This window comes from Amycolatopsis roodepoortensis, from assembly GCF_014873915.1.
In the GTDB taxonomy this organism is placed as follows: Bacteria; Actinomycetota; Actinomycetes; order Mycobacteriales; family Pseudonocardiaceae; genus Amycolatopsis; species Amycolatopsis roodepoortensis.
In genome coordinates, this window is sequence record NZ_JADBEJ010000001.1 from 960,880 (window position 1) to 977,092 (window position 16,213).

Annotated in this window: 18 protein-coding genes; 12 read left to right on the forward strand and 6 right to left on the reverse strand. The window is 68.9% G+C overall.

Annotated elements, in window-relative coordinates; translation table 11 throughout:
• From H4W30_RS04600 to H4W30_RS04615, 4 genes are read left to right on the forward strand one after another with little or no spacing between them, the layout of a single operon-like run.
• Positions 1–552 (forward strand): sigma-70 family RNA polymerase sigma factor, encoded by a 552-nt coding sequence (locus tag H4W30_RS04600; protein ID WP_167373663.1) that lies wholly within the window; start codon positions 1–3, stop codon positions 550–552.
• Positions 549–1,259: an anti-sigma factor family protein gene (locus H4W30_RS04605; RefSeq protein ID WP_192741642.1), complete on the forward strand. Its 711-nt coding sequence runs from the start codon at positions 549–551 to the stop codon at positions 1,257–1,259. The genes H4W30_RS04600 and H4W30_RS04605 overlap by 4 nt, the downstream gene beginning before the upstream one ends.
• A complete protein-coding gene (locus tag H4W30_RS04610) occupies positions 1,256–1,729 on the forward strand; it encodes an SRPBCC family protein (protein WP_192741643.1) in 474 nt (157 codons plus the stop codon). Before H4W30_RS04605 ends, H4W30_RS04610 begins: the two co-directional genes overlap by 4 nt.
• A 9-nt stretch (positions 1,730–1,738) precedes the next feature.
• Complete coding sequence (locus H4W30_RS04615; protein ID WP_225948768.1) at positions 1,739–2,443, forward strand: carbon-nitrogen hydrolase family protein; 705 nt, start codon at positions 1,739–1,741, stop codon at positions 2,441–2,443.
• On the opposite strand, the gene H4W30_RS04620 is transcribed toward H4W30_RS04615, so the two are convergent.
• Positions 2,422–3,825: an MFS transporter gene (locus H4W30_RS04620; protein ID WP_192741644.1), complete on the reverse strand. Its 1,404-nt coding sequence runs from the start codon at positions 3,823–3,825 to the stop codon at positions 2,422–2,424. The two genes, H4W30_RS04615 and H4W30_RS04620, sit on opposite strands and share 22 nt — an antisense overlap.
• Before the next feature lie 99 nt (positions 3,826–3,924).
• Between H4W30_RS04620 and H4W30_RS04625 the strand changes: the two genes are divergently transcribed.
• Complete coding sequence (locus tag H4W30_RS04625) at positions 3,925–4,326, forward strand: winged helix-turn-helix transcriptional regulator (RefSeq protein ID WP_126734071.1); 402 nt, start codon at positions 3,925–3,927, stop codon at positions 4,324–4,326.
• Here the strand turns inward: H4W30_RS04625 and H4W30_RS04630 are convergent.
• Entirely contained in the window at positions 4,316–4,897 is a 582-nt protein-coding gene (locus H4W30_RS04630; protein ID WP_192741645.1) for a DUF6000 family protein, read from the reverse strand. The two genes, H4W30_RS04625 and H4W30_RS04630, sit on opposite strands and share 11 nt — an antisense overlap.
• A gap of 83 nt (positions 4,898–4,980) precedes the next feature.
• Positions 4,981–6,300 carry a cation:dicarboxylate symporter family transporter gene (locus H4W30_RS04635; protein ID WP_192742430.1) on the reverse strand — a complete coding sequence of 440 codons (1,320 nt, stop codon included), beginning with the start codon at positions 6,298–6,300 and terminating at the stop codon, positions 4,981–4,983.
• A 205-nt stretch (positions 6,301–6,505) separates the two neighbouring features.
• On the opposite strand from H4W30_RS04635, the gene H4W30_RS04640 reads away from it, so the two are divergent.
• The 5 genes from H4W30_RS04640 (at position 6,506) to H4W30_RS04660 (ending at position 10,848) form a co-directional block, all read left to right on the forward strand.
• Positions 6,506–8,110: an ATP-binding protein gene (locus tag H4W30_RS04640; protein WP_192741646.1), complete on the forward strand. Its 1,605-nt coding sequence runs from the start codon at positions 6,506–6,508 to the stop codon at positions 8,108–8,110.
• Complete coding sequence (locus H4W30_RS04645) at positions 8,107–8,775, forward strand: response regulator (RefSeq protein WP_192741647.1); 669 nt, start codon at positions 8,107–8,109, stop codon at positions 8,773–8,775. Before H4W30_RS04640 ends, H4W30_RS04645 begins: the two co-directional genes overlap by 4 nt.
• Before the next feature lie 36 nt (positions 8,776–8,811).
• Complete coding sequence (locus tag H4W30_RS04650; RefSeq protein ID WP_192741648.1) at positions 8,812–9,177, forward strand: MerR family transcriptional regulator; 366 nt, start codon at positions 8,812–8,814, stop codon at positions 9,175–9,177.
• 18 nt (positions 9,178–9,195) lie between these two features.
• The gene (locus H4W30_RS04655; RefSeq protein WP_192741649.1) at positions 9,196–10,146 is read left to right on the forward strand and encodes an NADPH:quinone oxidoreductase family protein; all 951 of its coding nucleotides are present in this window, start codon (positions 9,196–9,198) and stop codon (positions 10,144–10,146) included.
• Between the two features lie 153 nt (positions 10,147–10,299).
• On the forward strand, positions 10,300–10,848 hold the full coding sequence (locus H4W30_RS04660; protein ID WP_126734066.1) for a snapalysin family zinc-dependent metalloprotease: 549 nt from the start codon (positions 10,300–10,302) through the stop codon (positions 10,846–10,848).
• A 215-nt stretch (positions 10,849–11,063) separates the two neighbouring features.
• On the opposite strand, the gene H4W30_RS04665 is transcribed toward H4W30_RS04660, so the two are convergent.
• Positions 11,064–12,314 (reverse strand): choice-of-anchor Q domain-containing protein, encoded by a 1,251-nt coding sequence (locus H4W30_RS04665; RefSeq protein WP_192741650.1) that lies wholly within the window; start codon positions 12,312–12,314, stop codon positions 11,064–11,066.
• Between the two features lie 67 nt (positions 12,315–12,381).
• Between H4W30_RS04665 and H4W30_RS04670 the strand changes: the two genes are divergently transcribed.
• Positions 12,382–13,458, forward strand: a complete 1,077-nt coding sequence (locus H4W30_RS04670) for a DUF5005 domain-containing protein (RefSeq protein ID WP_192741651.1) — start codon at positions 12,382–12,384, stop codon at positions 13,456–13,458.
• Positions 13,455–13,997 (forward strand): hypothetical protein, encoded by a 543-nt coding sequence (locus tag H4W30_RS04675; protein WP_192741652.1) that lies wholly within the window; start codon positions 13,455–13,457, stop codon positions 13,995–13,997. Before H4W30_RS04670 ends, H4W30_RS04675 begins: the two co-directional genes overlap by 4 nt.
• Here the strand turns inward: H4W30_RS04675 and H4W30_RS04680 are convergent, their stop codons facing one another.
• Together H4W30_RS04680 and H4W30_RS04685 are read right to left on the reverse strand one after the other, a co-directional pair.
• Positions 13,998–14,570 carry a hypothetical protein gene (locus H4W30_RS04680; RefSeq protein WP_192741653.1) on the reverse strand — a complete coding sequence of 191 codons (573 nt, stop codon included), beginning with the start codon at positions 14,568–14,570 and terminating at the stop codon, positions 13,998–14,000.
• 229 nt (positions 14,571–14,799) lie between these two features.
• Positions 14,800–16,212, reverse strand: a complete 1,413-nt coding sequence (locus tag H4W30_RS04685) for a beta-N-acetylhexosaminidase (protein ID WP_192741654.1) — start codon at positions 16,210–16,212, stop codon at positions 14,800–14,802.
• Position 16,213 lies beyond the last annotated feature (1 nt).

Genomic DNA, 16,213 nt, shown 5'->3' on the forward strand with positions numbered 1-16,213 from the left:
GTGGCGATCGGAGGCTGGCGGCCCAAAAAGGCCAAAGGCGAGGACTTGGTCCGGCACTTGTACGCCGAACACGGGCGGAGCCTGCTGGCGTACGCGACGAGGCTGACCGGGGACCGCGCGGCCGCGGAGGACGTCGTGCAGGAGACCCTGGTCCGGGCCTGGAAGCACGCCGAAGACCTGGAGAACGACGCGAAGGGATCGGTGCGGGGCTGGCTGCTCACGGTGGCCCGCAACATCATCACCGACCGCGCGCGGGCCAGGGCGGCGCGGCCACCGGAAGTGGCGGAGCCGGAGGAGGGGGTGCCCACCCCGGCGGTCGAGCGGGATCACGCGCAGAGCGTCGTGGACTCGATGGCCGTGCTCGGGGCGATGGACGGCCTTTCCACGGAACATCGTGAGGTGCTGGTGGAGATCTACTACCGGGGCCGGACGGTGGCCGAAGCGGCACAGTCCCTCGGCGTGGCCCCGGGTACCGTTAAGTCGAGATCTTATTACGCGTTACGGGCGCTCAGAGCCGTGATGGCGGGACCGGGAAGGGAGGTAGCGCGATGAGTGCGGTGGGACACGACCAGGGCCAGCTCGCCGCCTACGTCCTCGGCGGGCTCACCGCGGCGGAAGCGGCCACGTTCGAGACACATCTGGCGAACTGCCCCACGTGCCGTCGTGAGGTGCGTGAGCTGTCAGAACTGCGGTACCACCTCGACGAGGTACCGCCGGAGGCGTTCCTCGAAGGGCCTCCGGACGGCGGAGACCTGCTGTTGCAGCGCACGCTGCGTCAGGTTCGCGAAGAAGAAGGCACTCAGGAGCGCAAGCCGCGGCGGCTCCTCACCGTGGCCGGCGCGGCCGTTCTGGTCGTCGTGGCGCTCGGCGCGGGCGTGCTGGTCGGGCGGCAGACGTCGCCCGAACCGTCGACGGTGGCGTTGCCGGTGCCGGCGTCGGCCACCCCGGTGCCCGGCACGCGCGACCTCGCGGCGACCAACCGGGACACGGGCGTGCAAGTGGCGGTCCGAGTGGTCCCGGCCGCGGGGTGGGTACGGCTGCACGCCAAGGCGACCGGCGTCCGTGAGGGCGAGAAGTGCTCGCTCATCGTGGTGACCAAGAGTGGGGAGCGGGTCAACGCCGGCAGCTGGCTCGTTTCGGAGAAGGGGCAGCGCGAGGGGACCGGTGTCGACGGTTCCGCCCTGGTCGCCCCCGGCGACGTGGCTTCGGTCGACGTCGTGACCATGGACGGCCGGAACCTGGTGTCGGCGCGGGTATGACGGATTCGCTCGCGGGTCGCGGAGGCGGTTGGTACCGCTTCCGCGACACGTGGGTGCTCCCGGCCTCGCCCAAGGCGGTCTTCGACGCCGTCGTCGACCTGGCCGCGTATCCGCTGTGGTGGCGCGACGTCCGATCGGTCAGCCAGGTGGACGAGGACACCGCCGAACTCGTCTGCCGGTCCAGGCTGCCGTACGCGCTGACCGTCCGGATGCACCGGGACCGGCAGGACGAGCGCGAGGGCCGGGTGCGGGTCCGGCTCAGCGGCGATCTCGAAGGGATGCTGGCCGGCGCGCTGATGGCGGTGGGGACTGGCACCAGGCTGGAGATCACACAGGAGGTCGAGGCGCGGAAACCGTTGCTGCGCAAGCTCGATCGCGTCGCGAGGCCGATCTTCCGGATCAACCACGCGCTCATGATGCGGCGGGGACACAACGGATTACGGGGATACCTGGGGGCTTCCGCGGGCTAGGCTCCCGCCATGCGTGTCGCCACCGTGCAGCCGTTCACCGTCCCCGCCGATCTTTCCGCGAACATCGCCGAACACGCGAGGCTCATCCGGATCGCGGAGGCAGATCTTTGCGTCTTCCCTGAACTTTCCCTGACCGGCTTGGAGTTCGAGGCGCTCGCCGCCGATCCCGGGCTGTGGCTGACCGAGGACGACCCTCGCCTCGAACCGCTCCGGGAGGCGTGCCGGGCCAGCGGTGTCCATGCCGTCATCGGCCTTCCGCTCGTGGAGGACGGACGACGGCTCATCGGTTCGCTCGTCCTCGGGTCGGCCGGGGAAACCGTTGCCACCTATGCGAAACGGAACCTGCACAACAGCGAGGAAGAGCTGTTCGAACCGGGCACGCGGCAGGTGATCGTCGAGGTCCGTGGCAGGCGTCTCGGCCTCGCGATCTGCCTCGACGCGGCGAATCCGGACCATGCGCGGGAGCTCGCCGAGGCGGGTGCGGAGGTCTACGTCCTCAGCGCGCTCTTCAGCGATGGCCAGGAACAGCGGCTGCTCGACCAGGTCGGCGTCGCGGCCGGATACGGGATGTGGGTGGTGCTTTCCCAGTATTCCGGCAAGACCGGCGGGATGGCCGCGTTCGGCGGCAGCGGGGTCTGGAGACCCGGAGGCGCCGCCGAGGTCCGCCTCGGCGGCGAGGTCTCCGAGTGGGCCTACGCGACGATCGCTTCCTGAACCTTCCGGGTGCGAAGGAACACCGTCGCGGAGAAGACGGCGAGAGCGAGCAGTCCGGCGCTCAACGCGTACGCCGTCCGGTAGCCGCTGGTGAGGGCTTCGGGAATCGCGGTGCCCTCGGCCAGAAGTGAGCCGGTGCGGGACGCGGCGGCGGTCGCGAGCACGGCGGTCCCGATGGCCGCGCCGATCTGCTGCGTGGTGTTGATCAGTCCCGAAGCGACGCCGGTGTCGGCGGGGGCGACGCCGGACATCGCCTGCCCCATCAGCGCCGGCATCGCCGCGCCGAACCCGATGCCCATCAGGACGAGCGCGGGCAGGACGTCCGTCGTGTAGTTCCCGTCCGCCTCGACGGTGGCGAGGAAGCCGAGCGCCAGCGTGACCAGGGAAAGCCCGGTGACGAGCACCGTTCGTGCCCCGAAGCGGTGGTTCAGCCGCTCGGCGAAGACCAGGGACATCACCGCGATCGACAGCGGGGCCGGCAGGAAGGCGAACCCGGTGCTCAACGCGTCGAGTTCGAGCACTCGCTGCAGATAGAGCGCGGTGATGAACTGGAAGCCGAACAGCCCGGCGACCATCAGCACCATCACGACGTTCGCCCCGGACACCGCGCGAAGCCGGAAGATCCGCAGCGGCAGCAGCGGCTGACGGGCCTTCGCCTGCCGGAGCACGAATCCGGCGAGAAGAAGCAGCGACACCGCGAGCAGCCCGAGCGTGCGGGCGTCGGCCCAGGTGTACTCCTCGGCCTTGACGATCGTGTAGACCAGGAGCATCAGCCCGCCGGTGACCAGCCCGGCGCCGGTGACGTCGGTGCCGCCGCGCAGCCCGGGGCCGCGGTCGTCGGCGAGCAGCCGGACGGCCAGCACCAGCGCGATCGCGCCGATCGGCAGGTTGACGAAGAACGTCCAGTGCCAGTCGAGCAGCTGCGTGAGCGTGCCGCCCGCGATGAGCCCGATCGACGAGCCCGCGGCTTGGGTGAAGCTGTAGACGCCGATGGCCTTCGCCCGTGCCCGCGGTTCCGGGTAGAGCGTGGTGATCATGCCGAGCACGACGGCCGACGCCAGCGCGCCGCCCGCGCCCTGCAGGAAGCGGAACACGATGAGCTGTGCCTGGTCCTGCGCGATTCCGCACAGCAGTGAGGCGAGCGTGAACAGGCCGAGCCCGGCCAGGAAGACCCGTTTCCGGCCGATCAGGTCGCCCAGCCTGCCGGACAGCAGGAGCAGCCCGGCGAACGCGATCAGGTAGGCGTTGACCACCCAGGCGAGGGTGGACGGCGTGAAGCCGAGGTCGTTCTGGATCGCGGGCAGCGCGACGGCGACGATCGAGCCGTCGAGGACGACCATCAGCGAGACGGCGCAAAGGACGGCAAGGGTGAGAGCGCGCATGATGATCCTTCGAGATTTCCCCAGGTGATGCCTTGGTGCATCACTTGTAACAGCGCCCATCTTGTGTGACTCTGTTCCTCGCCGGAAGGAGGCACTTTCATGTCCCAGGGGAACACCGATGTGACCGCGCAGGCCAGGCTGGTCGATCCGGAGAAACTCGAGGTGTGCACCGTCCTCGAGGTGATCAACCGGATCAGCGGCAAGTGGGCGATCGGCATCCTGCTGGAGGCCACGCGCGGTCCGGTGCGGTTCACGGAACTGGAGCGTTCGGTGGAGGGGATCAGCAGGCGGATGCTCACGCTGACGTTGCGGAACCTCGAACGCGACGGCTTGCTCGTGCGCACCGTGTACCCGACGGTGCCGCCGAAGGTGGAGTACGAGGCCACGCCGATGGCGAAGGAACTCTATGCGTCGCTGAGCGGCTTGCTGAGCTGGGCCGAGCGCCACCGGGACTCGATCGCGGCGTCCCGCGTCGTCTACGACGAGAAGGTCAGCGCCTGATGTCCGCCGCGTGCACGGCGCGCTGGACGTGCGAGCACAGCAGGGCGAAGTACATCTTGTGGAACGGCAGGTCCGTGCTGTTCTTCGCGGACCAGCTTTCCCACGGCCCGTCCGGCCGCAGATAGCGAGACGTGTACGCGGTCGTGAGGTCAGCGTCGATGTGGTGCAGGGCCGCGAGCGCCCATTCCTGGTCGTAGCGCAAGTCCGGCCGCGCGAGGTAGTGGTCCAGATAGGACACGAGGATCTCGGCGTCGGCGATCGTGCCGAACCGGGCGAGCGCGAAACAGTAACCCTGCCCGGCGAAGACCAGGCCGCTTTCCAGGAACAGTTCCCGGATGCGGCCTCGCCACGCGGTGCGCCGGTCGACGCCGATCAGCCAGGCCGCGGTGATCCGTGGCCGCCAGTCCGCAGCGAGCAGCTCTTCGAGCTCGTCGTCGGTGATGCTCCGCGCGTCCTCGACGAGGTCGCGCAGGAAGGCCTCGCGCTCGGGGTCGCTCATCATCCCGGCGAAGTTGCCGTGCAGCAGCTTCGAGTACCGCGGGACCACGTAACGGTCGATGGCGTCCGGCATGCCGGTGAGTTTCCCAGAAAAGAAGGAACCGCGGTGCGAGGACGGGGGCCCCTCGCACCGCGGTTCCGGTTCGCCGCCGGGCGCTACGCGTGCGCCACGGTCTTTTCCCTGTCGCTTTCAGGATCCTGCGATGTGTCGGGATGGTCGTCGATCAGGGTGGCTTCGTCGAACGGCGCCTGGCCGCTGAAGACCCGGTTGGCCTGGTCGCGGTCGAATTCCTTGGTCCACGTGCCGACCAGGACGGTCGCGACGGCGTTGCCCGCGAAGTTGGTCAGCGCGCGGGCCTCGGACATGAACCGGTCGATACCGAGGATGAAGCCGACGCCGTCGACCAGTTCCGGCCGGTGCGACTGGAGACCGCCGGCGAGGGTGGCGATCCCGGCGCCGCTGACGCCCGCCGCCCCCTTCGACGCGATGATCATGAACAGCAGCAACGAGATCTGTTCGCCGACGCCCAGTGGCTGGTCCTGCGCGCTGGCGATGAACAGCGTCGCCATCGTCAGGTAGATGGCCGTGCCGTCGAGGTTGAACGAATAGCCGGTGGGCACGGTGATGCCGACGACCGGCTTGGAGACCCCGAGGTGCTCCATCTTCGCGATCAGGCGGGGCAGTGCCGATTCGGACGACGAGGTCGACAGGATCAGCAGGAACTCGCGGCCCAGGTAACGCAGCAGGGTGAAGATGTTGACCCGCGCGCCGAGCCACAGGACCGCGCCGAGCACGCCGAACACGAACACCAGGCAGGTCAGATAGAAGCCGATCATGATGACGGCGAGGCTGCGCAGCGCGCCCCAGCCGGTTTCGCCGACCACCGCGGCGATCGCGCCGAACGCGCCCACCGGGGCCACCCACATGATCATGGCGAGGATCCGGAACACCAGCCGCTGGATGTGCTCGATGCCGCGGCGGATCGGCTCGCCCTTGGTGCCCAGCTTCTGCACGGCGAATCCGGCGAGCAGCGCGACCAGCAGCGTCTGCAGCACCTGGCCTTCGGTGAACGCGGAACCGAAGCTGGTGGGGATGATGCCCATCAGGAAGTCGACGGTGCCTTCGCCGCCCTCGGCCTGCTTGTGCGCCTTCGCGGCGGCGGCGGGGTCGAGGTGCAGGCCCTCGCCCGGGTGCAGGAGGTTGCCGACGACGAGGCCGATCGCGAGCGCGAACGTCGACATCATCAGGAAGTAGCCGAGCGACAGCAGCCCGACCTTCCCGACCTTCGCGGCCTTCGCCACCGATCCGATACCGAGGACGATGGTGCAGAAGATGATGGGGGAGATCATCATCTTGATCAGGTTGACGAAACCCGTGCCGAGCGGCTTGAGTTCCTTGGCCAGATCCGGCGCGGCGAACCCGACGATGACGCCGAGGACCACCGCCGCGATCACGGCCAGGTACAGGTAGTGCATCTTGTCGCGACGTCGTGGCGCCGCTTCCGGCGTTGTAGGCACCTTTGCCTCCAGCTCAGGGGGTGTCCGTGGGATTGCCGGTCACTATCACCCGGCCAGGTGAGCTGGGTCACGGTTGTGTTCATTGAGTTCGCGCGAGTGGTTTCCGGAGAATTCCGGCCGGGCGCGCCGAGCGGCCCTGTGGGCGGTGTGCTGGTATGAGCGGGTGCCCTCGACGACGCGGATCCGGACCAGGCGCGGCAGTCTCGCCCGCCAGCTGCTGGTTCTCCAGCTCGTGGTGCTGTTCGTGCTCGTCGCGGCGGGGCTGACCTTCGCCTATCTCGATTCCGTGCGGGCCACCGAAGACCGGGCAGAAGACAAGGTGATCGCGGTCGCCGAGTCGGTGGCGGACGCGCCGGGCGTGCTGGCCGCACTGTCCACATCGGAGCCCACCGCGACGTTGCAGCCGTTCGCGCAGAGTGTCCGGGCGGACACGCGGGTGGATTTCGTGACCATCATGGACAAGAACGGGATCCGCTACACACATCCGAATCCGGAGCTGATCGGGCAGCCGTTCATCGGCAACATCGGCGAGGCGCAACGCGGCGGCAGGGTGCTCGAGACCTACGCCGGCTCGCTCGGGCCGTCCGAACGCGTCGTGGTCCCGGTGCACGGCGCCGCCGGGCAGGTCGTCGCTCTGGTGTCGGTCGGCATTACCGTGGAAGCGATCGACGCCGAGCTTCGGGAACGCCTGTGGCCGCTGATCGGGGTCGCGGTGGCGGTGCTGGTGGTCGGCGGGATCGGCAGCTACCTGGTGAGTGCCCGGCTCCGGCGGCAGACCAGGGGGATCGCGCCCGAGGAACTGAGCAACCTGTTCGAGTACCACGAGGCCGTCCTGCATTCCGTGCGCGAGGGGCTGCTGCTCGTCGGCGGCGACGGGCGGGTGGTGCTGTGCAACGACGGGGCCCGTGCGCTGCTCGAGGTCACCGATGATCCGGTCGGTCGCGAACTGTCCGCATTGGACATTCCCGACGACCTCGTCGAAGCGTTCACCTCGGGAGAGGAACGCACCGACGAACTCCATCTCACCGAGGCCAGGGTGCTCGTCGTCAGCACGTCGCCGGTGCGCTCGGGCGGGAAGGCGATGGGCACCGTGGTGATCCTCCGCGACCACACGGAACTCCAGGCGCTGACCGGGGAACTGACCACCGTGCGCGGACTGGCCGAGGCACTGCGGTCGCAGGCGCACGAGGCGGCGAACCGGCTGCACACCGTCGTTTCGCTGGTCGAGATCGGCCGCCCCGAACAGGCCGTCGAGTTCGCGACCGCGGAACTCGCGCTGGCGCAGGAACTCACCGACCGCGTGGTCGGCGCGGTCGCCGAACCGGTGCTCGCGGCGCTGCTGCTCGGCAAGGCCGCGGAGGCGAGCGAGCGCGGCGTCGAGTTCACGATCACACCCGACACCGTCATGGAGGACGCGGACACCGGTGTCCCGCCGCGGGATCTGGTGACCATCCTCGGCAACCTGATCGACAACGGCATCGACGCGGCGGCGGGGAACGCCGGCGACGGCGGACGGCCCGGCGTCGAGGTCACCGTGCGGTCCGACCCCGAGGGCCTGCTGCTGCGGGTCGCCGACACCGGCCCCGGCGTGGACGACGTCGAGGACGTGTTCCGGCGCGGCTGGTCCACCAAACCCGAGGACGGGCACGGGCTCGGCTTGGCACTGGTGGGTCAGGCGGTGCGGCGGCACAGTGGGACGATCGACGTCGGCCGCGACGAGGGCGCGGTGTTCACCGTCCGCCTGCCGCCGAAGGAGTCCGCGCGATGATCAAGGTGCTGGTCGTCGAGGACGAGCCGGTGGCCGCCGACGCGCATCGGGTGTACGTCGAGCGGATGCCAGGCTTCACCGTCGCCGGTGTCGTCCACTCCGGCGGCGACGCCCTGCGGTTCTGCGAACGCGAACCGGTCGACCTGGTGCTGCTGGACTTCTATCTCCCGGACACGCACGGGCTCGCCGTCTGCCGGTCGCTGCGCGCGGCCGGGCTCCCGATCGACGTCATCGCGGTGACCTCGGCGCGGGATCTGGCGCTGGTGAAGGCCGCCGTGTCGGTCGGCGTGGTGCAGTACCTGCTGAAACCGTTCACTTTCGCCTCCCTGCGGGAGAAACTGGAGCGCTACGCCGAGTTCCACGGCGCTTCCGGCGAAGTCACCGGACAGGCCGAGATCGACCGCGCGCTCGGCACCCTGCGCACCACCGAGCGGCAGGCCCTGCCGAAGGGGATGAGCGCGCAGACCCTGGAGTCGATCACCGAGGTCCTCGCCTCGGCCGCGGACGGCCTCTCCGCCGGGGCGGCCGCGACCGCGATCGGCGCCTCCCGCGTCACCGCGCGCCGCTACCTCGAATACCTCGCCGACAACGGTCTCGCCCAGCGCGAACCCCGCTACGGCCAGGTCGGCCGCCCCGAGGTCTGGTACAAACCGAAAACCGTATAACGACCTATACCGCGGCCCGCGGGCTACCTTGGGATCGTGAAGATCGGCGAACTCGCGCGGAAGACCGGGGTCAGCGTCCGCGCGCTGCGCTATTACGAGGAAGAGGGCCTGATCAGCCCGGGACGCGAAGGCAACGGCTATCGCGACTTCTGCGAAGGCTCGGTCGAGGCCGTCCTGCAGATCCGCGGGATGCTCGACGCCGGACTGCCGGTGCGGCTGATCCGCGAAGTCCTGCCGTACCTCGACGGACCGGAGGAGGTCCGGCCGAAGGAGCCGTGCGAGTACATGATCGGCGAGGTCGCGCGGCAGCGGGAAGTGCTCGATCGAAGGATCGCGCTCATGACCCGTAATCGCGACGCCCTCGACGCGTACCTCCGCGACTTGACCCTCACGCAAATGTGAGGGTTTTAGCGTGCGGACATGACTTCGATGCGCGCGCTGCGACAGAACTCCACGAACGGTCCCGAAGATCTCCACCTGATCACCGACGCATCCGTTCCGGCGCCGGGACCAGGTGAAATCCTACTGAAGGTCACCGCCGCCGGGGTCAACTTCGCCGACGTCATGCAGACGCGGGGCACGTACGAGGGCGGCCCCGAAGCCCCGTACGTCGCCGGGTTCGAGGCGGCAGGCGAGGTCGTGGCTCTGGGGGAAGGGGTGACCACGCCCGCGGTCGGCGACCACGTTGTCGGAACCGGCGGCGGGGCTTTCGCCGAGTACATGGTCATGTCCGCGTCCGGCGCGGTCCCGGTGCCCGGCGGCTGGTCGGACGAGCAGGCGATCGGGCTGATCCTGAACTGGGTCACGGCGCTCGCCGCGCTCAAACCGCTGGGCAGGCTGGCCGCCGGCGAAACCGTGCTGGTGCAGGCGGCGGCGGGCGGGGTCGGCCAGGCCGTGGTCCGGCTGGCCAAGCACTACGGGGCGACCGTCATCGGCGCCGCGTCGCCGGGCAAGCACGACTCGGTGCGGGCGCAGGGCGCCGACCGCGTGATCGCTTACGGCGAAGAGACGGGGGAGGTGGACCTCGTGCTCGAATCGGTGGGCGGCGCGGCTTTCTCCGCCGGTCTGGCCGCGGCCAAGCGGGTCACCGGACGCGTCGTGGTCTACGGCGTCGCCGGGGGAGAGGTCGCGATCACCAACCGGGACTTGAACTTCCGGCATCAGATCCACGTGATCGGGCTGCATCTCGGCGTCCTGATCGAGCACGCGCCCGCGATCTTCGCGGAGCTGATGGACGAACTGCGTGCCCTGATCGCGGCCGGGGTCTGCGTGCCGGGGACGCCGACGGTGTACGACCTGGCGGACGGGCCGAAGGCGCTCGCGGAACTCGAGGCGCGGGCGACGTCGGGAAAGCTGGTGCTCCGGCCTTGAGCCCGGCATGATCATATGCGAACACGTGCATGTCAATAGGGCAGAAGTGTTGGTAAATCACCAGCTGTCGGAAGCGACGAAAGTTGGTGCCGTGCCCTGGCCGGGACTTCTAAATTCACGAACCATTCCGTTGTCCTGACAAGGAGTGGGTCCATGGCAAGGAAGTTCTTCGTCTCCGCGTCCGTGAGCTTGGCGCTGCTGGCCGTCCCGGTCACCGCGGGCCAGGCCACGGCGGCGGTCCAGCCTGCTCAGCAGACCGCGGCGGCGACCACGGTCTACTACGACGCCTCGGGAGCGCCCAGCTTCCGCGCCGCCATCCAGGCGGGCGTGGCGAACTGGAACAACTCGGTGTCCAACGTGAAGCTGCAGGAGAGCTCGTCGGGCGCCACCCTGCGCTACACCGAGGGCAACGACCCCTCGGGTTCGTACGCCGAGACCGACGGCCACGGCCGCGGCACGATCTTCATCGACTACACGCAGGCGCGGGAGTACGACCAGACGCGGATCGCCGCGCACGAGACCGGCCATGCGCTCGGCTTGCCGGACAACTACCAGGGCCCGTGCTCCGAACTGATGTCCGGCGGCGGCCCCGGCCCGTCCTGCACCAACGCGAAGCCGAACGCCCAGGAGGTCTCGCGGGTGAACTCGCTGTGGGCCAACGGGCTCGTCGCGGCGGGTGTCATGCAGCGCATCTACAACTGACGCTTTCGGGTCCCTCGTGAGTGGTAAGGACGGTTAGAACCGTCCTCACCACTCACGAGACTCGACCCATTCGGTGCCGGTGTTCCTCGTCCGCCCGGGTGCATGAAGGGTGCAGGGCTCGGCTGAGCATGTCGCGAAAGCCACTTTCGAGACGTCTGGTGTCCCGAAAGTGGCTTTCGCGACACCGCCTCCAGCACCCCCCAGGTCCTCACCACTCACGAGAATTCGTAGGCGCCCGCGTCCACCGCCGCGCCGGAGTACACGGGATTGCCGTCGACGTCGCGGTCGTCGTACTTCGTGGTGCCGAGGTCGATCGCCGGGCTTCCCGCCTGCAGGATCAGGTTCGTGGCCGAGGTGAACTTCGGATCCGCGACCTTGTCCGTCGCGCCCGGCGTGAACTGCCGGAGCCCGCCGAAGTACACGTTGTGGTCGGTCGCGGTGAACGTCGCGTCCGCGTAGCCGACCTTGTACGCCGCATGGACGACGTTCTGCGTCATCGTCAGCATCCGGTTCGTGCAGCCGCCGTAGCAGACGAAACCCTCCGCCTCGGCGTTCGGGAGCCGGAGCGAGTTGTTGCGGAACACCGTACCGAGCACCGGCCCGTTGCCGTCCTCCGCGCCGCGCGTGATGATCCCGCCGCGCGTCTTGGCGCCGAAGATCGCGTTGTACTCGAAGACGTTGCCGGTCGAGACGCCGTCCGGATCCTGTGCGTCCGTGCCGAGCTCGGTGAAGGTCTCGTTGTCCTCGGAGATGTTGTGGTGGATGACGTTCCGGGAGCCGTAGAAGATCTCGACCGCGGCGCCGTCGAGACCGCCGAAGTCGTCGGCCTTCGCGATCGAACCGCTGATCCGGTTCCAGCCGATGTCGGAGTCGTTGCCCTGGACCAGCACGGCGAACGCGCCGGAGTCGTCGTTGCCGCCCGGCGTCACCACGGTCATGTGGTTGTTGTCGACGAGGTCGTTCTGCGTGACCTCGGTGCGGTCGGCCGACGGCGCGATGTACACGCCGGCGCCGGCACCGGTGATCAGGTTCGACAGCACCTTGTTGCGATCGCCGGACACCTTCACCCCGGCCCACGAGCAGCGTCCCGCGTCGGCCGCGACGCCGATCTGCAGGTCCTTCACCACGCTGTCGTTTCCAGGGAGGTCGACACACGCCTCGGCGTTGCCTTTGACGACAGGCCGCGCGCCGGTGCCGTACGCGCCGACCGTGACACCCGAGCCCTTGACGGTGAGACCACCGGACCAGACGCCGCCGCGACGCAACAGGACGGTGTCGCCCGCGGCGAACGTGGTCGCGGAGACCTTCGCCAGGGACTTCCACGGAGTCTGCTGCGAAGTGCCGCTCGCGCTGTCGCTACCGGAGACCTGGTCGACGTAGTAGGTCTTCGAGGCGGCTTCGGCCGTCGTGAACCCGGTGCACGCGACGGCGGCGAGCACGGCAACGGAAAGCAGTTTCCAGGACATCCCGCGGACGGTAATCACCTGGCGCACAAGGGTCGTACAAAATCCCCGTCGCCTTTAGCATGATCCGATGCGCCGGGCGTCGAGGATTCTCGTACCGGCCGCGCTGCTGTTCAGCGCCGTGGTGGCGAGCAGCGGGATCGCGTCCGCACCGCCGCCGGTCGCTCCCGTCGCCGGGCTGAACGAGCTCTGGAACGACTACGGCGATCAGGGCGGCCACTGGACCGGCGGGGATCGCACGGTATCGGTCCCGCTGCCCGACGGCCGCACCGCATGGCTGTTCTCGGACACGTTCCTCGGCACGGTGAATCCCGACCACAGCCGCCCCCGTGACAGCCCGATCGCCCGTAACACCCTGGTCGTCCAGCGGCCCGACGGCACGCTGGGGGAGACGCTGCACGGCGGCACCCCGGACGAGCCGGAGGCGCTGATCGGGCTCGCGGGTTCCGGTGAGCACTACTGGGTCGGCGACGGAGTCGTCCAAGGCGACGTCCTGCGGGTGCTCTACAACCGATACCGGACGACCGGTCCGGGCGGCCTCGACTTCCGGAGCACCGGGACGTCGCTGGCCACGTTCCGGCTGCCCGCCCTGACGCCGTCCGAGCTGCTGGTGATCCCGGTGAGCGAGAAGGTCGCGTGGGGATCGGAGCTGCTCGAAGACGGCGGATACACCTACATCTACGGTGCCGAACAAGGCCATCTGAGGCTCGCCAGGGTGCCCACTGGGGGCCTTCGCGGACCTTGGCGGTTCTGGACCGGCGCCGGTTGGTCGTCCCGTGAGGAGGACTCGGCCCGGATGCTGTCCGGGGTCGGGACGGCGTTTTCGGTGAACCGCGTCGGCGGCGAATACGTGCTGATCACCATGGACACCAGCCCCGGCTTCAGTCCGGTGATGCTCGCCTACACCGCGAGTTCGCCGACCGGCCCGTTCCGGGATCCTGTCGTGCTCCACCGGGCACCCGAAGCCAGTGACCGGCGCATCGTCTACGACGCGACGGCGCATCCGCAGTTGAGCCGTCCCGGGAGGCTCACGGTGTCGTACAACGTGAACAGCCTGGATCACGCCGACAACATCGCGGACGCGCGGATCTATCGGCCGCGGTTCGTCGAGGTCGCCTGGCCGCCTGCCCTACGCTTCATCGAGTGATCGAGATACTCGACGACCTCGACGTCCTCACCCGGCCGGATCTCGACCCGCGCGGCCTGAGCCTCGCCGGTGCCCGCCTCGGGTCGAAGGCCGCCGATACCGTCGCCCGGGGCAGCGTCATCGAGGTCACGCTCTCTCCGATCGTCCACCGCGCGATCGCCGGAAGCGGCAGGGAAACGGAGTACTACGGCGCGGACGGTGAGCCCCTCTCCCGGGAAAAGGTGGTCGAGAACGCCGTCGAAACCGAGGGAGTCGTTCACTTTCCCGGCAAGTTCAGCTACCGGATCGTCGGCGGGACGGTCGTCGGCTTCGCGATGTACGGCGGCGAACGCGGTCTTCTCGCCCATTTCGGGTACCTGCGTTCCCGTGACGACTTCCTCGACGTGTTCGGCACACCCGATCTCGTCGAGGAGAGCTTCGATTGCGGCGAGCTGATGGGGTACCGGCATCACTACCGGGCTTCCGAGAAGAAGGTCTTCTGGGACAGCTGGAACGACCACGTGGGCTCGCTGAATCTCGGTGACTTCGGCGCTCGCTGATCACTCGAGCGTGCGACCTCCCGGCGCTTCGATGGTCAGGGGGACCGATGAGTCACCGGTGAGCTGGTTCAGCTGAGTCATGGTCCGGTCCAGCTGCTCCGCCAGCCGCGGGATGGTGCTCGACGGCAGGTACGCCTCCGCGCCGGCGTCGAGCAGACGGCGCACCGGACCCTCGTACTTGACGCCGAGCTCGGCGTCCTCGATCTCCGTGATCACGATCCGGGCCTTCGGATACAGCGCGCGGAAGTTGCCGATCAACTGCGGGCTGCCCGGCGGGACCAGCAGGACGTCGACGGTCGGGGGAGCCGAACGCAGGTCCAGCACGAGATAGCCGGGGCCGAGCCGCTCGGACAGCGCATCCCGGGCCGTCGCGGACAGCTTCATGGCGGTGGCCACCACCGTGATGTCGTCGGAGTCCGCCGAACGCGCCGGTTCTTCGCGGGCAGCGGCGGAAATCGTCCCGATGGTCTCGCCGTTCCGGGTGATGAGCACGTTCTCGCCAGGGCGGAGGGTGTCGATGAGCGCTACGAGTTCTTCAGGAAGCTGGGAGGCGTCGACCCACTGATCACTCATCACCCCATGATGGCCTGATCCCCCGCGCGTGGTGCAAGGCAGGCCGCGGTTGATCTTCACGGACTTGGTGATCGCCACATGTGTCACATACGCATCAGGAGTCACAACGGCTGCGCGTGAAGGACCCCTTCCCTCGGCTCAGCCGAGGAAACTCGACCTTCACATCTTCCCCAAGTACGTGAAGGCCCCCTTCACTGCGCTAGGCGCAATGAAGGGGGCCTTCACGTACTCACCGCTGCCGAGGTCGACCGGGCACGCCCGGCCGCGTCTGCCAGGGATGCGGCCCGTCGAGCGGCCGGTACTCGACGCCCAGCGCGTCCAGCCGGGGCAGGTGGTGGTCCCGCAGACGCGGCAGGAACTCCGCGTAGTCCCGCCCGTCCGGCTCGCTCCACGCGACCTCGGCGAAGGCGCACAGACGCGGGAACGCGACGTAGTCCACCCGCCGCACGGTGTCGAGATGCTCCGACCACACCTGCGCCTGCGCGCCGAGAATCGACTTCCCCTCGGGGAAATCGGCGGGCACCGGCTCATAGCCGTAGAAGCTCTCCAGCGTGCTCAGGTACCCGACGGGGATCGGTTCGTCCGGGTGGTCGGACTGCCGGTGGTCCAGGTACACGTGCTCCTCGGGGCACATGACGACGTCGTGCCCGGCGGCCGCCGCGCGGGCGCCGGCCGCTTCGCTCTGCCACGAGCCGATGACCATCGGCGGCAGGTCGTCCGCTTCGAGCACTTCGTCCCAGCCGAGCGGACGACGCCCCCGATCGACCAGGTGCCGCGCGATCTCACGGACGAACCGGCCGTGTTCCTCGGTCGCGCCGGGAACCTCGTCACCGCCGAGCGCGATGACCTCGGACGGGAAGATCTCCAGTACATGGTCGAAGACGCGTTTGAAGAAGGCATGAGTGGACTGTTCCGTGTTCAGCAACGACGTGCTGATACCCCAGCTCGTCCACACCTCCCACGGCTCGCCGGTTTCCGGGCCGAGCTCGGGGTACGCGGTGATCGCGGCCCGTGCGTGCCCGGGGATGTCGACCTCCGGGACCACCGTGACCGAGCGCGCGGCGGCGTACGCGACGATCTCGCGGAGATCGTCGGCCGTGTAGAACCCGCCGTGCGGCCGTCCGTCCCGTTCCGGACCGTCGTGCCGTCCGACCATGGACGACTTCCGCCAGCCGCCGACCTCGGTCAGCCTGGGGAACTCGGGGATCTCGATCCGCCAGCCCTGGTCGTCGGTCAGGTGCAGGTTGAGCACGTTGAGCTTGTGCGCGGCGATCAGGTCGATGAACCGCAGCACTTCGGCCTTGGTCCGGAAGTGCCTTGCCACGTCCAGTAAACAGCCGCGCCAGCCGAACCGGGGGTGATCGGTGACGACACCGCACGGGATGGTCTGCTGTCCACTGTGGATCGGCGCGGCCCGGAACGCGTCCGGCCCGATCAGCTGCCGGAGCGTCTGGCGGCCGTAGAACTCGCCCGCCGCGTCGGCCGCGTGCAGGGTCACGCCGGACGGGTCGATCTCCAGCCGGTAACCCTCGGCGGGCAGGAGATCGTCGCGGCGCACGTCCACTTCGGACGGTACTGGGCACTGTCCCGGCAAGGGTTCCACCGAGACGGGACGGGGGAGCAACGTTTCGAAGCCAGGCATG

What these genes read in the sequence shown, in the direction of transcription:
- H4W30_RS04620 (WP_192741644.1), bottom strand. Translation starts at nt 3,825, where the DNA reads ATGCGCGCTCTCACCCTTGCCGTCCTTTGCGCCGTCTCGCTGATGGTC.
- H4W30_RS04660 (WP_126734066.1), top strand. Translation starts at nt 10,300, where the DNA reads ATGGCAAGGAAGTTCTTCGTCTCCGCGTCCGTGAGCTTGGCGCTGCTG.
- H4W30_RS04615 (WP_225948768.1), top strand. Translation starts at nt 1,739, where the DNA reads ATGCGTGTCGCCACCGTGCAGCCGTTCACCGTCCCCGCCGATCTTTCC.
- H4W30_RS04645 (WP_192741647.1), top strand. Translation starts at nt 8,107, where the DNA reads ATGATCAAGGTGCTGGTCGTCGAGGACGAGCCGGTGGCCGCCGACGCG.
- H4W30_RS04610 (WP_192741643.1), top strand. Translation starts at nt 1,256, where the DNA reads ATGACGGATTCGCTCGCGGGTCGCGGAGGCGGTTGGTACCGCTTCCGC.
- H4W30_RS04630 (WP_192741645.1), bottom strand. Translation starts at nt 4,897, where the DNA reads ATGCCGGACGCCATCGACCGTTACGTGGTCCCGCGGTACTCGAAGCTG.
- H4W30_RS04625 (WP_126734071.1), top strand. Translation starts at nt 3,925, where the DNA reads ATGTCCCAGGGGAACACCGATGTGACCGCGCAGGCCAGGCTGGTCGAT.
- H4W30_RS04635 (WP_192742430.1), bottom strand. Translation starts at nt 6,300, where the DNA reads ATGCACTACCTGTACCTGGCCGTGATCGCGGCGGTGGTCCTCGGCGTC.
- H4W30_RS04680 (WP_192741653.1), bottom strand. Translation starts at nt 14,570, where the DNA reads ATGAGTGATCAGTGGGTCGACGCCTCCCAGCTTCCTGAAGAACTCGTA.
- H4W30_RS04655 (WP_192741649.1), top strand. Translation starts at nt 9,196, where the DNA reads ATGACTTCGATGCGCGCGCTGCGACAGAACTCCACGAACGGTCCCGAA.
- H4W30_RS04665 (WP_192741650.1), bottom strand. Translation starts at nt 12,314, where the DNA reads ATGTCCTGGAAACTGCTTTCCGTTGCCGTGCTCGCCGCCGTCGCGTGC.
- H4W30_RS04670 (WP_192741651.1), top strand. Translation starts at nt 12,382, where the DNA reads ATGCGCCGGGCGTCGAGGATTCTCGTACCGGCCGCGCTGCTGTTCAGC.
- H4W30_RS04605 (WP_192741642.1), top strand. Translation starts at nt 549, where the DNA reads ATGAGTGCGGTGGGACACGACCAGGGCCAGCTCGCCGCCTACGTCCTC.
- H4W30_RS04685 (WP_192741654.1), bottom strand. Translation starts at nt 16,212, where the DNA reads ATGCCTGGCTTCGAAACGTTGCTCCCCCGTCCCGTCTCGGTGGAACCC.